Here is a 12,823-nt window from a genome sequence, read left to right as displayed (position 1 = left end):
TACCCCCTGGATTATGGATGATAGAATCCAGGTTATCGTACTACTGTGGACACAACCTGTCCACTACTTCTGGGGCCAAATCCCGAGCACTAAAACCGGCCCTCAGAGGCCATTTTTGGACGCCCTAGAGTGAGTTGGTACGCCTCTAATCGGTTAGCTGGGGGTTTTCTCTCCCTGCCCCCACACCACACCGGGCGACCAGTGAGAATGCTCGAAATGTAATGACAAGAGCATTGACCTCGGTTGGACCTAAGAACTCTTTCTTATTTATTGACTGATTGAAGAAGAAGTAAGAAATGAAGAAAGCCTTCCGTGGCAGAATGTGTGCTTATTGTAGCACCAATCCAGCATCCACCGGTGACCACGTTATCGGGCGCAAATTCTTCCCCGAGAGCTTGCGCGATGACCTGCCTCAAGTGCCTGCTTGCCCCGAGTGTAACAACCGGAAATCGGAGTATGAGAGATATGCAATGACAGTCTTCCCCTTCGGTTCTTTGCACCATGCAGCACAAGAGATGCTTCAGACGCAAGTGGAGAGGCGAATGAAGGGTGACCAGAGCTTGCGCCACGATCTCCGTAATGGCCGGAAAAATGCCGTCGGCATGACTTCAGACGGAAGTGCTGTCACCACAAGTGCACTTCCCTTCGATTACGATAAGGCCTCTGGCCTTTTCTTAATGATCATTAAGGGACTGCTGTGGCATCATCTCCGGAGTCCTTTTCCCCGCGACTATGTGATTAGGCTTTTCCCGCTTACTGATCAAGGGCTTGAGCGCTTCAAGAAATGCTTTCTCAGCCTAAGCCCGGAGAATTTACAGCGAGAAGCGCTTGCCGACGGGGCCTTCAAGTACGTGTTTACCAGGAATCGAGACGACCCGTTCTTTACTGTGTGGGTACTCGATTTCTACGATTCGCTGAATATGTGCGGTGCTACAGAGCGGGGCGAGTTGCTTCGCGTCCATATGACGGCCTTTACCGGTCCCGCGCAAGTAGACCATATCGCCGATGTCTTCGAGGAGAAGTTGATGATCCAATAAAGGCATCCGGACGACGAAGGGGGGATTCGTACCTTCTGCTCGTATTAACGGTTTGTTGCTTTTGAAACATTCACAGTGTCTTTCTTCTGTTTTTGTTCTTTCCAGCCCTCTTGTTTTATTCTCCTGTAAAGAAATGCATAAGCCTTTACTGCCCTGTAAATCACCTCGTTGATCTCCAAGCAAAATCTCACCAGAATCCTCGTGTGCCATAACCATCACACACGGGAACCCCAAATCATGGCCTGCACAACCGAAGACCAGCAAAACCTCGAGCGGGCAGCCATCGCTCTTGCGACCGGATCCCGGAAGGAGGCCGTCACCCTTTCAGACGGCACATGCGTCGAGTTCACCCCGGTCACTTTGCCCCAGCTCCGGAGCTTTCTCGCCGAAGTGCGCGCCCAGGTCCTGCAGGCATCCTCCCAATCCATCCGAAGCTTCTTTCTTGGCACTGTACACATGGGGTCAGGTCTTGTATTATGACGATATCGATCCCTTCCCCCTGGCAATGCGGCTCACGGTAGCGTAGTGCAGCCCGATGTGCTTCGCGATATCCGTGAAGGAATAGCTGTAATCCAGGTGCGCCCTCCTTATGAGGAGGTTGCGCTCCTCCTTCCCGAAAGATCCCTCAAACAGGTCCTTGAGTGAAGGACGGGAGGCCAGCCGCTCACAGCGGGGAATCTCCTTTACGAACCTCTTTTCCCTGAGTGCGGGTTCTATAGCTTCAAGAAACTTCTCCCCGCCAAGGATACGCCGGGACTTTAGATCGTCCCAGACCCGAGCGCCGTCGATCCCCGATTTCACAAAATCCATGTAGAGTCTGCGGGCCTGAGAGGCATCAGAAGAAAACTGAGACAAAATCCAATCCGAACAGACGAATCGAGCTCCCCTCGTTATCCCCGCGGTTGCACGATAGCTACTCCACTCATAATCTTCCGGATTTTCCACCATGCCCGCCCTGACAGGGTTGAGCACAACATACCGGCACAGCTCCAGCAGATATGCCTGTCGCTCAACCAGGATCGACTTGAACCTCCCCTGAAAGAGGTGCCCTACCCGGTGATGCCTTCTGTTGAACTGCTGGGTGTAGACTCCGTTAACGTGGCGCATGCCGGCGGAAAGATTGCCCTCAATAGTTTCAACGAGCAGGTGATAGTGATTTCCCATGAGAACATAGGCATGGCAAAGCCACTTGAAACGCTCTACCACCTCTTCAAGCAAGACGAGGAAAGCCGCCTGGTCCGCATCGTCTTCAAATGTCGGCGCCCGGTCGTTTCCTCGTGCCGTCACATGATAAACGGCCCCTGGATACTCGATTCGCAATGGTCTAGCCATGGAGCAACATTATACCGGCCGATATGAGCAAGACCTGAGCCCACAGACGTGGAGGGCTCAGACCTTTAGATACGCGGTCTACGGCATCAGCAGCAGCTGCCTCTGCCTGTCCCCTGCCCGATCTTACCCGCCAATCCATGGGATTTCCCGTCGTCTATCACACAGCAGCATGCATCCGTGCGGCCAAGAATGGAATTGATGACCGCTGCCGCGCAGCCTACGCCAACCTGAACGGAAATGGCCTGTAACGGGCAGTTCATGGCGCATGCGCCGCACTCCATGCAGGCGTCTCGATCTCGGATATGGGCCCGGCCATTCGCCATAACCAGGACAGCGTGGGGGCAAACCTGGAAACACATCCCGCAGCCGATGCATTTCTGCCCATCCAATTCCAAAGTTGAAACATTCTTGAGGTATCTCAATGAATTCATGCTTTTCGTCCCCATCAACTGGTTACCAGCGATATGCCCCAGAGCACCAAGGCGAGCGTTGCCCCACCCACTTCAAGAGGCAGCGCCCACCGCATCTCCTTCCTGACCCCCGAGAGGGAGGTGTAAGTGGATGCACCCGTAAAATTCATCCCCAGGTAGGCTGACCCTGTCGTGATGAGCAGAAGACCCGCCATCATCTCCAGTTTCCCGAGGGTTTGGTCCGACAGGCATCCGAAACTGCCCAAAAACATCAATCCCGTAAGGAAGCCGACAATCGCCCCCTTGAGGGAAAAGGCGCGGCCGGGAATCCACGGAAGCAGCAACGGGGTGAGAACGGTGCCGGCAACGATACCCGTCAAGAAAGAAAGCGCCGCAAACAGGCCATGATGCAGCATGTCGAGCCAAAACCCATTGGGTCCCCGCGAGAGCCCGCCCAGGATTAAAAGCACGGGAAGAATGAACAGGGCCGGCTTGAGAGCCCCGATCAACTCGACGGGTATCAGAACAGCACGCTCACCGATGCTGAAGCTCTTGAGACGCATCTCTGATGTTGCCCGCATGCCTGCATCGAGGAATTCCGGCAGGTCCTTTGCCTGGACGGGTCCGTAGTGCACTCTGAACCCGGACAATCTTTTGGCCTCATGGGCGGCAATCCCGGGGGCGCCCAACTGTGGAACGATGATGTTTCGGTGATCCACGAGTCGCTCCAGCTGCGCGTCTTTGATACGATGGACCAGCTCACTCGTGCCGAAGGTTCCTTTTCCGGCTGCACACCAGACATTTATCCCCTTGGTGTCGAGGACCAGGACCCATGCGCTGCGGCCGGGAAGGGATTTCCTCAAATGGTCAAAGCTCAGCTTGTAATTGGCGGTCACCAGAACCGGGGACCCCCTGTCCGGTCGGCCCAGGGCATAAAGACCGGGATCGACGGTATAATGCATGCGCCCGATGCCGCAACGTACCTTGAGCGTTCCCCAAAAATCTTTCCAGGTCAGGGATGAACGGATGCACGGTACAGCGCCGACATCGGTGAAAAGCGAGCCTGAAACGAAAGGCTGGTCAGAGCGTGGAAGGCCCACCTGGACCTTTTCCGGCTGAGGTCAACACGAAGCCGAGGGTACCGCGTTGAAGGGCTGACCGCCCGGCTGCTCGTTTGATTCCTGAAACTCCTGCATTGCCATCAAATCATTCCGCCCTTTGTTCATGAATGGCCTTTCCATAAGGATTGCGACGAGTCGTGAAAGCCTCAACGGGTCGATCCCACCCTGGTCGCGTGCCTTTGTCGACCGTTCTCAATCCGGCTTGCACATTGCTTCGCAGCTCAGATATCTCTCGCCCCTGTCCGGCAGGACGGTGACCACGGTCCGATACCTGCCGGCAGCCCGTTTTGCAGCAAGAAAATTGGCTCCTGAGCTTATTCCGACAAATAACCCGTGATTGCAGCAAAGCCGCTTTGCTTCCGCGATGGCCTCGTCCGTGCTGACGGTCATCACTTCGTCGATCATTTTTATGTTGTCTTGGAGGATCTTCGGGATGAACCCCTCACCGATGCCCTGTATGCCATGAGGTCCAGCCTTTCCGCCTCCGATGACCGGCGATTCAGCCGGCTCCACAGCAATGATTTTTACCTGAGGATTGGATTTCTTCAAGGCCCTGGCGACACCGATAAGGGTCCCGCCTGTTCCCGTTCCTGCCACAAGAGCGTCCACAGAGGAGCCGAGCGCGTCCACAATTTCCTTTCCAAGTCCCAACTCGTGCGCTTCGATGTTGTCGGGGTTGGCGAACTGGTCCGGAAGCCATGCATCAGGATATTCCTGTTTGAGCTCCAGGTACCTGTTCAAAGCGCCGGTCATATCCTCTTCAGCGGGTGTCAGGACCAGATGAGCTCCAAAAACTGTCATCATCCTCCTTCTTTCAGCGCTCATATTTTCGGGCATGACGGCAGTAAACCTATATCCTCTGGCAGCGGCCAGCATGGCGAATGCTATGCCTGTATTTCCAGAAGTGACTTCGAGGATCCTGGAGCCGGCCTTCAACCGGCCACGCTCCTCGGCCTTCTTTAGCATATAACACGCCATCCTGTCCTTGACGCTTCCGCTGGGACTGTAGGTCTCGAGCTTTGCGTGAATGCCCTCGATCCTCAGCATGGGAGTCTTTCCGACGATGCAGGTTACATCCATTTTTTCTTGATTCATTTTGCCTTTATTCTCGCTTTTCTCAGGCGCTGTTATGCTCCAGGGCATTCGCCGAATCCTCACAATCGTTTCAGGTATTCTCGAATGGCCAGTGCCGCGGCGGCGCCTTCCCCCGCCGCACTGACCACCTGCTTGGTGCTGCCCATACGGACATCTCCTGCCGCGAACACGCCGGGCAGACTGGTTTCCAGCATATAGGGCGCGCGCATTTTGTACCCTGTGATATGCCGGCCCTGCTCCGGCAGATCGTAACCCGTCAGAATGAAGCCCCAACGATCCAGGAGCACGCCTCTGCCCTCCAGAAAACGGGTATTGGGAATGAGGCCGATAAAGACGAAAACGCCGTCGACCTCCAGATTTTCCTCCCGGCCCGTCCGAGCGTCCAGGATCTTCAGGTGAGTCAGCTTGGAATTGGAGCCGAGGAATGCCTTCACCTGAGTCTGAAAGCGAATTTCGATTTTCGGGTGCTTAAAAACTTCATCCTGGATCAATCGTGTGGCACGAAACTCCTCTCCTCGCACCAGGATCGTCACGTGGTCGGCAAATTTGGCCAGGAACAGGCTCTCCTCGGTGGCGCTGTTTCCGCCGCCGATGACGGCGACGCGCTTCCCCTTGTAAAGGGGACCGTCGCAGGTGGCGCAAAAGTGGACGCCGGCTCCCAGGTAGTCCGTCTCACCCGGAACCCCCAGACGTTTGTAGTGGCTGCCGGTGGCGATGAGTATCGAGCGGGCGGTGTATTGCTTGCCGTTTTCGGTCTTTACGGCGTGCAGATCAGCGTTTCGTGAGATTCCTGTGACCTCATGAACCTGTAGGAGCTCGACGCCAAATCGCTCTGCCTGGCGACGCAGCCGCTGAGAGAACTCGCTTCCCGTCACTCCGTCCGGAAAGCCGGGCATGTTGTCCAGTCGCTCCGTTCCGGCTGCCTGACCGCCGAAGGCCGCTCGCTCGATGACCAGCGTGTCGATACCTTCTCGAGCCGTGTAGAGCGCCGCCGTCAGGCCTGCAGGACCACCCCCGACAACGATCAGATCATACTGAGACCGCGAAGCCTCTGTTTTCAGACCCAATTTAGCGGCAAGCTCCGCCACGGCGGGCTGAACCAGGAACGATCCATCCCCAAAGACGATGGTCGGGATGATGCGCCTCCCGCCATTCTTCTCCATGACGAAGCGCTCGGCCTCGGCATCATCGTCGATGTTCACCCATCGGTAAGGGATCTGATGCTCCCCCAGAAACATCTTGCTGTTCCGACAGGCCGGGCACGAGGGAGCGCCATAAACAGTGATTTCCGCTTCAGTCATGATGGACACGCTCCAAGGCAAGAGGCAATGAATCGGCATCCATCAGTCCGGCAGGGTGGAGTTTACGCACCGCCCGTACTGAAGAAATGCCTGTGTCGACAATAGTGCGTAGAATGCACGGTACAATTCTATTACAAAGCACGGATGAATGGGTAGGGCGGATGTCTATTTCTTCTCTGACGCCTCCGCACAGCTCCACCGAACAAAGTGGCCCATACGCACAACGTCATTCCAGACTTGACCCGGAATCCAGAGAGATGATTGCCCCCCTGATGTTCCATGGCAGTCCGAGGCACATCTCATATGGCCTTCATGCCGGCAAAGCCGGAGCTGGGAAAGGTGACCTGGAAGGTGAAGTCGGTCTCGGGAATGCTCCGGTAAACCTCGTTCACCGCAGACGCAAAGTGACTGTTCTGGTCAAGGGTCGAATTGGCGGCAGCATCCAGAATCCCGAAGATGACCCCCTGATCCTCCGTGGGCGCCAGTTCCTTGGCGGACATGATGAACATGGGGATCGTGACAAGGCTGATGACCAGCCAGACGGAGTAGACCGCGGGACGGGCTGAAAGAGTGGAAGCGAGCAGCCGGCCGTAGGCATTCCTCAGCCGCTTGAAGTCCCGTGATATCCTGCCGGCAAGCCCGCGCTCCCCGCTGCCCGGCTTGAGGAGCTTCGCGCACATAGCCGGAGAAAGGGTGAGGGCGACCACCCCGGAAATGGTGACAGCCCCCGCCAGGGTGAAGACAAACTCACGGAAGAGCGAGCCCGTCAGCCCCCCCTGCAGCCCAATGGGCAGATAGACGGCGGCAAGCGTGATGGTCATGGCGATGACGGGGCCGACCAGCTCGCGGGCCCCCATCAGCGCCGCATCCAGGGGGGATTTCCCCTCGCCCAGGTGCCGTTCGACGTTCTCAACCACAACGATGGCGTCGTCCACCACGAGGCCGACGGAAAGGACGATGGCCAGAAGGGTGAGAATGTTCACCGTGAAACCAAAGGCCTGCATCAGGAAGACAGCGCCGACCAGTGAAACCGGTATGGCCACGACCGGGATCAAGACCGATCGGAAGGAACCGAGGAAGAGGAAGATGACCACCACGACGATCAGCAGGGTGTCGCCGAGGGTCTTGAGGACTTCGCAGATGGAGCTCGCGATGTAATCGGTGGCGTCATAGGCAACGCGGGCTTGAAGACCGGTCGGAAGGTCCCGCTCGATGGAGGCCATCTCAGCCCGCACTCCCTTGATGACGTCCAGGGAGTTTGCATTGGGCAGGGGCCAGATTCCCATGAAGACGGCGGTCTGGCCGGTGAAACGAACCTCGGTGTCATAATCCTCGGCCCCCAGCACCACGTCTGCAATGTCGCCCAAACGAATGATGGTTCCCTCCCGGTGGCGTACCACCAGGCGATTGAATTCCTCGACACGGCTCAGGTTGGTGTCCGCCGTCAGGTTGACCTGAATATAGGCCCCCTTGCTCCTGCCGAGGGCAGCCAGAAAGTTGTTGGCAGCCAGCGCCTGCCGGACCTGAGTCGGGCTGATGTTGAGGGCAGCCATCCGGTCCGGATCGAGCCAGACGCGCATGGCGAAGGTGCGCGCGCCGAGAATGTCGGCCCGCTGCACCCCTTGACCGGTGCGGGCGCCTGCCTGAAGTTGGGAGCAAGGCTGTTATCCACCCACGGTCACGGCCTGGCCGTTACGCAGTCTGAAAACCCCGGTGCTCACGATCTTCTGCCCCTCGGCAAGCCCGCTGGATACGGCGACGAAGTCGCCGCGCTTCTCTCCCAGGCGAACGAACTGCTGCCGCAGCACCTCGCCGTCCCGCTCCTTATCCTTTTCGATGATGAAAACCGAATCGCCGTAGGGTGCGTAAAGCACTGCCGTCGCGGGGATGATCATCACCTTGTTCTGCATGGACAGGCCAACCGACACGTTGACAAACAAAACATGCGGGGCGGAGTCGCTCCTCCCTGTTGAACACCGTCGCCTGGATCTGGGCGTTGCGGGTCTCGCTCTCCACCAGCGGGTTGATGGCCGTGATGCGTCCCTCGACCGCCACACCGGGCAGGGCGTCGCAGATGACCTTCACGGGTAGATCCACCCGCAGCTGCATCACCTGTTGCTGAGGAAGGGTGAAGTCGACGAAGATGGGATCGAGGGTTTGCAAAGTGACAATGGGGTCTCCATCCTTAAGGATCTGACCCAGGTTGATCTGGCGGATACCGAGGCGGCCGCTGAACGGGGCACGGATATTCTTCTTGTCAATGGCAACACGGATGCTGCTCGCTTTCGAGAGTGCCCCCTCGTGGGCAGCCTGGGCCTTGTCATAGTCGGCCTGTGAGATGATCCTGTCCCGTATCATCATCCCTGCACGATCGAGGTCTGCCTTCGCCACCTTGACCTGCGCTTCGGCTCCCATCAGCTCAGCCTCTTCCGCGGCTGTATCCTGGCTGACGAGCAAATCCCCCTTCTTCACGGCTCTCCCCGGTTCGAAGAGGATCTTCACGACCTTTCCGGGAAGCTCTGCGGCCACGGTGCCCCCCTGGACCGCAGTCAGCGTGCCGATGGCACTCAACTCGCTCTTCCACAAATCCGAAGTCACAACGGCAGAGGTAACGGTTTCGGGAGGCGGAACGAGCTTCTTCCCCTGATCGACCATGGCTCCGATCTGCATCATTTTGACCCCGGCGAGGGCGGCTACCAGGAGAACCAACCCCAGCAGAGTCACAATCAAGCGCTTCTTCATGTCATCATTGCTCCTGAAAGTAGGATGAATCGGTAAGTGGCCGAGTCGGTGAATCGGTGACGTTGGCATCCAGGCCGAAATCGACTGACTGCCTTGAATCGCTCCCGGCATGGACATCACCGGGCTGCCCACCTGTCCGTTCTGCCCGCTCACGCGTTGACGGATTCACCGGCTTCTCCCACCATCCGCCTCCCAGGGCCTGGAAAAGAGCGGCTGTGTCGGCAAAGCGCACCGTCTGGGCTTGCACCAGGATGATGAGCGCCCGTTGGTGCTGGCGCTGCGCATTAAGCAGGGTCAGGTAGCTCGCTGCGCCGTAGTGGAACTGCTTTTCAGTGAGGTCAAGGGAATCACGGGCGGTCGCCTCGGCTTCAGCCTGGGCGCGCAGCGAGCGTGCATCGGTTTCCAGGGCATGAAGCACATCCGCCACATTCTGGAATGCCTGCGGGACCGTTTCCCGATACAAGGCGAGAGATTGATCATAGGCGGCGATTGCGGCGCGGCGCTTTGCCATGAGCTCCCCCCCGCGGAAAAGTGGCTGCACCAGCCCGCCTCCGATGCCCCAAAAGGATGTGCCCGGCCCAAAAAGGTCCTCGAGGCGCAGGGAGCTGGATCCCAGATTGGCGGTGAGCGTGATCTGCGGAAACAGATTCGCCGTGGCCACGCCCACATTGGCGCCAGCCGCATGCAGCAGCTCTTACGAGGCGCGGATATCGGGGCGCTGCCGCACCAGTGAGGACGGAAGGCTCACGGGCAGCTCATGGGGGAGATGGAATTCCTCGAGCCGGAATTCCGGAAGCTCGGCGTCCCCCGGAAACCTGCCGCTCAGGGCCGCCAGCAGGTTGCGAGTCTGAGCCAACTCCCTCTCCAGAAGCGGCAAGGCCGCCTTGGTTTGGGCCAATTGCGCCTGATGGGCAAGGACATCCGATTGGGCGGCACCGCCGAGGGCCGATTGGCGCTCTACCATTTCCAGCTGTTTGATCTCCGCCGCCACGATCTCCTCATTGGCCTTGATCTGAGCGCGCAGAGAGGCCTCTCGAATTGCGGCGGTCACGATGTTGGAGGCGAGGGTCAGATGCGCGCCTGCAAGCTGGAAGCGCTGGTAGTCCACCTGCGCCTGCAGCGCTTCCAGCTCCCGCCTCCCCCCTCCAAAGACATCGAGTACACAGGAAACGCCCACCGACGCGTTTTACAGACTGAAGGTACTGCTGAACTCGTCCGGCAGGCCGCTGGAAGCGCCCGAGCTTTTCCGGCGTGCAGCCGAAAGGCTCCCATCGACGCTTGGATAAATGACCGTACCCGCCCTGGCGCGCAGGTTCTCCCGAGCCTCGCGCAGCGCGGCTTCAGCCGCCGCCAGTGTCGGGCTGTCCGCAAGGGCACGGCGGATGAGTCGGTCCAGGGCTTCTGAATGAAATAATGTCCACCACTGTGCGGGGATATCCCCGCCATCGACAAAGCGCTGCGCCGCACCGCCCACGCCGGGAGCCGATACCGTTTCCTCAGGTATCGGCTTTTCGGTGTAAGTTTGGACACCAGGGGCGGGAGGAGGGCGATAATCAGGACCCACCACGCATCCGACGGCGACAATCCAGAGGAGGAGTACGAAGGCCTTTTTCACGATGAGGGATGAGCTTTCCACAGGCATATGCTCCACTGTCCACTGTCGAGGCATGCATTCGGTTGAGTTCTATTGCGGGGCAGTCCGGACCTTCCCGTCCACTCGACCGAAGACGATCCTCGCCGTCATTCTCCTTTTCCATATTCCGGACGGAACAGGCAAACGAGTATCTCAAAAACCCCATGGCGCTGCCAAATTAAATGAACGTTGCTCTCACGTAAAGTATTCTGCACTTTTCAGTGCCGGCGACCGTACATTTCCATCAAGGTGATCAACCGGTCCGCTCAGACGCGAAGAGCTGCTGAAAGCTACAAATGATCTCTTTGGAGCCGGCACCCGATCCATCATCGAAGGGGATTGAAGGCGTTCTCTCCGACGGGGAAAAGCAACGGATGACCGAGAAGGTCACGGAAGCGATGGTGTCAGTGGAGGGCGAAAGCCTTCGAGAAAAGACGATCGTCATTCTCGATGAAGTCAAGCGTATTGTTCATACAAGCATTTCTTCAGTACGTATGGTGCATGAAATGCACCCTACCCGGGCCGGTAATGTTGTTGAATGATACGCATTAAGGATTGAACGTTTTTTATTGTAGGAGCGGCTTCCAGCCGCGACAGTCAGCCAGTCGCGGCTGGAAGCCGCTCCTACAAAAAACAGGGAATCATCAAATCGAAAGTTTTATACTTTATCGCGTATAACCAACTTTCGTCATTCCGGTGAAAGCCGGAATCCAGGGAAATAAAGACCTGATGGACTTCCGGTTTCCACCGGGGTGACGTTGAGTCAACAACATTCACTCCAACCGGCCCGGCATATCGCCTGGACTGCTCATCCCACCTGGTAGCGCTCTGTTCTGAACATGACCTCCCCTCCGGCAGGAGCAGACAGCCCATTCAGATGCTCATGGGCCGAAAGGATGAGCTTTTCCGTCGCTTCCCAGGAAATACAGGCGTCGGTGATGGAGACGCCGTATTTCATACTGGAGAGATCGCAGGTATTCTCCTGGTTTCCCTCACACAGGTTGCTTTCGAGCATCAACCCGACAATGGCGGTGTTCCCATCCATCCTCTGGTTGACGGCATCCTGCCACACAACGGACTGGAAGCGATGGTTCTTGCGGGAATTGCCGTGGGAGCAGTCGATCATGATGGCTTCCGGCAGCTTCTTCTTTTTCAGGAGCTCCAGGGCTTCCATGACACTGACGGAATCATAATTGGGACGGGTACCGCCTCGCAGTACGAGATGGGCATAGGGGTTGCCCGAGGTCTGGACGATGCACGTCTGCCCATGAGAATCGATTCCCAGGAAATTCTGGGGGGCCCCGGAAGCGATGATGGCATTGATGGCCGTATCGAGCCCTCCGTCGGTGCAGTTCTTGAACCCTACGGGCATGGAGAGTCCACTGGCCATTTCGCGGTGGGTTTGGGATTCGGTGGTGCGCGCTCCGATGGCGCTCCAGCTGACCAGGTCCGCAATGTACTGTGGCGTGATGGGATCCAGCATTTCGGTGGCGGTGGGCACGCCCATGCCGGTGATTTTCAGAAGAAGGCTTCTGGCCTTTCGGAGCCCGGAAACGATATCGTTGGATCCATCCAGCCAGGGGTCGTTGATGAGCCCCTTCCAGCCCACCGTCGTCCGCGGCTTCTCGAAGTAGACCCTCATGACGAGATAGAGCGTATCGCCGACCTTTTCACTCAAGTCCCTGACCTGCTGAGCATACTCCAGTGCGGCTGCCTCATCGTGGATGGAGCATGGCCCGATAATGGCTAGCATTCTCGGATCTTTCCGCTCCAGGATGCTGGAAATGATCTCACGACTCGTCACCACGGTTTCCCGGGCCTTGTCGGTCATGGGAAACTCCTGTTTCAAAGTCACGGGGGATACAAGAGGCGTGAATTCCTTGATGCGAATGTCGTCGATACGCTGCATGATCCTTCTCCTTCTTCTGGACTGAAAATAAAAAAGGGGGCTGATGTCTTTTGACTTGCAGCCCCCGAAAAACAAAAGAGCCGCAGGTTGCGTCCACCTGCGGCTCTCAATGCTTTAAACGATCAACGATACATCAATGCACCTTCCAGGCAGACGCTTTGGAATAATAAAAATAAAAGTAATAATAAAAGCTTCTGCCTGACCGAGTCATCAATGTCTCCATGGTTCAACGATTCATCCATA

At 57.3% G+C, this 12,823-nt stretch carries 12 protein-coding genes and 2 pseudogenes; 3 read left to right on the top strand and 11 right to left on the bottom strand.

All coding sequences use genetic code 11. The annotated features are described in order from the left end of the window. The first annotated feature begins 296 nt into the window (after positions 1-296). Positions 297-1,037: an HNH endonuclease gene (locus MWC30_RS13180; RefSeq protein WP_244084656.1), complete on the top strand. Its 741-nt coding sequence runs from the start codon at positions 297-299 to the stop codon at positions 1,035-1,037. A 237-nt stretch (positions 1,038-1,274) separates the two neighbouring features. Beyond that, entirely contained in the window at positions 1,275-1,517 is a 243-nt protein-coding gene (gene gpW, locus MWC30_RS13175) for a gpW family head-tail joining protein (RefSeq protein ID WP_244084655.1), read from the top strand. Here the strand turns inward: gpW and MWC30_RS13170 are convergent. The 10 genes and pseudogenes from MWC30_RS13170 to MWC30_RS13125 all read right to left on the bottom strand — a co-directional run bounded on the left by MWC30_RS13170 (position 1,512) and on the right by MWC30_RS13125 (position 10,512). Next, positions 1,512-2,369, bottom strand: coding sequence for a transposase (locus MWC30_RS13170; protein WP_244084654.1), 858 nt, complete (start codon positions 2,367-2,369; stop codon positions 1,512-1,514). The genes gpW and MWC30_RS13170 overlap by 6 nt on opposite strands. Before the next feature lie 86 nt (positions 2,370-2,455). Beyond that, the gene (gene hgcB, locus MWC30_RS13165; protein WP_244084653.1) at positions 2,456-2,800 is read right to left on the bottom strand and encodes a mercury methylation ferredoxin HgcB; all 345 of its coding nucleotides are present in this window, start codon (positions 2,798-2,800) and stop codon (positions 2,456-2,458) included. Positions 2,801-2,814: 14 nt separating this feature from the next. Further along, positions 2,815-4,005, bottom strand: coding sequence for a mercury methylation corrinoid protein HgcA (hgcA, locus tag MWC30_RS13160; RefSeq protein WP_334314429.1), 1,191 nt, complete (start codon positions 4,003-4,005; stop codon positions 2,815-2,817). 87 nt (positions 4,006-4,092) lie between these two features. After that, positions 4,093-4,995 (bottom strand): PLP-dependent cysteine synthase family protein, encoded by a 903-nt coding sequence (locus MWC30_RS13155; RefSeq protein ID WP_244084651.1) that lies wholly within the window; start codon positions 4,993-4,995, stop codon positions 4,093-4,095. A gap of 59 nt (positions 4,996-5,054) precedes the next feature. Continuing rightward, positions 5,055-6,296, bottom strand: a complete 1,242-nt coding sequence (locus MWC30_RS13150; protein WP_244084650.1) for an FAD-dependent oxidoreductase — start codon at positions 6,294-6,296, stop codon at positions 5,055-5,057. A gap of 311 nt (positions 6,297-6,607) precedes the next feature. Continuing rightward, positions 6,608-7,921 (bottom strand): annotated as a pseudogene (locus MWC30_RS13145) (efflux RND transporter permease subunit); the annotation flags it as partial. Positions 7,922-7,960: 39 nt separating this feature from the next. Next, positions 7,961-8,191: a hypothetical protein gene (locus MWC30_RS13140; RefSeq protein ID WP_244084648.1), complete on the bottom strand. Its 231-nt coding sequence runs from the start codon at positions 8,189-8,191 to the stop codon at positions 7,961-7,963. Continuing rightward, positions 8,121-9,038, bottom strand: a complete 918-nt coding sequence (locus tag MWC30_RS13135) for an efflux RND transporter periplasmic adaptor subunit (RefSeq protein ID WP_244084647.1) — start codon at positions 9,036-9,038, stop codon at positions 8,121-8,123. The genes MWC30_RS13140 and MWC30_RS13135 overlap by 71 nt, the downstream gene beginning before the upstream one ends. A gap of 4 nt (positions 9,039-9,042) precedes the next feature. After that, entirely contained in the window at positions 9,043-9,726 is a 684-nt protein-coding gene (locus MWC30_RS13130; protein WP_256461254.1) for a TolC family protein, read from the bottom strand. Between the two features lie 6 nt (positions 9,727-9,732). Beyond that, positions 9,733-10,512: pseudogene (locus MWC30_RS13125) on the bottom strand (TolC family protein). Between the two features lie 455 nt (positions 10,513-10,967). Between MWC30_RS13125 and MWC30_RS13120 the strand changes: the two are divergent. Continuing rightward, a complete protein-coding gene (locus tag MWC30_RS13120) occupies positions 10,968-11,213 on the top strand; it encodes a tautomerase family protein (RefSeq protein ID WP_244084645.1) in 246 nt (81 codons plus the stop codon). Positions 11,214-11,479: 266 nt separating this feature from the next. On the opposite strand, the gene MWC30_RS13115 is transcribed toward MWC30_RS13120, so the two are convergent. Further along, a complete protein-coding gene (locus MWC30_RS13115; RefSeq protein WP_269467787.1) occupies positions 11,480-12,580 on the bottom strand; it encodes a 3-deoxy-7-phosphoheptulonate synthase in 1,101 nt (366 codons plus the stop codon). Between the last annotated feature and the right edge of the window lie 243 nt (positions 12,581-12,823).

The sequence above is a fragment of the Desulforhabdus sp. TSK genome (genome assembly GCF_022836495.1).
Lineage (GTDB): Bacteria > Desulfobacterota > Syntrophobacteria > Syntrophobacterales > Syntrophobacteraceae > Desulforhabdus.
Note: the sequence above shows the minus strand (reverse complement) of the source record. Positions and strands in the feature narration are given on the sequence as shown.

Coding starts and splice junctions, on each gene's coding strand:
- hgcB (WP_244084653.1), bottom strand. CDS start 2,800: ATGAATTCATTGAGATACCTCAAGAATGTTTCAACTTTGGAATTGGAT.
- MWC30_RS13140 (WP_244084648.1), bottom strand. CDS start 8,191: ATGATCATCCCCGCGACGGCAGTGCTTTACGCACCCTACGGCGATTCG.
- MWC30_RS13150 (WP_244084650.1), bottom strand. CDS start 6,296: ATGACTGAAGCGGAAATCACTGTTTATGGCGCTCCCTCGTGCCCGGCC.
- MWC30_RS13155 (WP_244084651.1), bottom strand. CDS start 4,995: ATGAATCAAGAAAAAATGGATGTAACCTGCATCGTCGGAAAGACTCCC.
- MWC30_RS13120 (WP_244084645.1), top strand. CDS start 10,968: ATGATCTCTTTGGAGCCGGCACCCGATCCATCATCGAAGGGGATTGAA.
- MWC30_RS13115 (WP_269467787.1), bottom strand. CDS start 12,580: ATGCAGCGTATCGACGACATTCGCATCAAGGAATTCACGCCTCTTGTA.
- MWC30_RS13170 (WP_244084654.1), bottom strand. CDS start 2,369: ATGGCTAGACCATTGCGAATCGAGTATCCAGGGGCCGTTTATCATGTG.
- gpW (WP_244084655.1), top strand. CDS start 1,275: ATGGCCTGCACAACCGAAGACCAGCAAAACCTCGAGCGGGCAGCCATC.
- MWC30_RS13135 (WP_244084647.1), bottom strand. CDS start 9,038: ATGAAGAAGCGCTTGATTGTGACTCTGCTGGGGTTGGTTCTCCTGGTA.
- MWC30_RS13180 (WP_244084656.1), top strand. CDS start 297: ATGAAGAAAGCCTTCCGTGGCAGAATGTGTGCTTATTGTAGCACCAAT.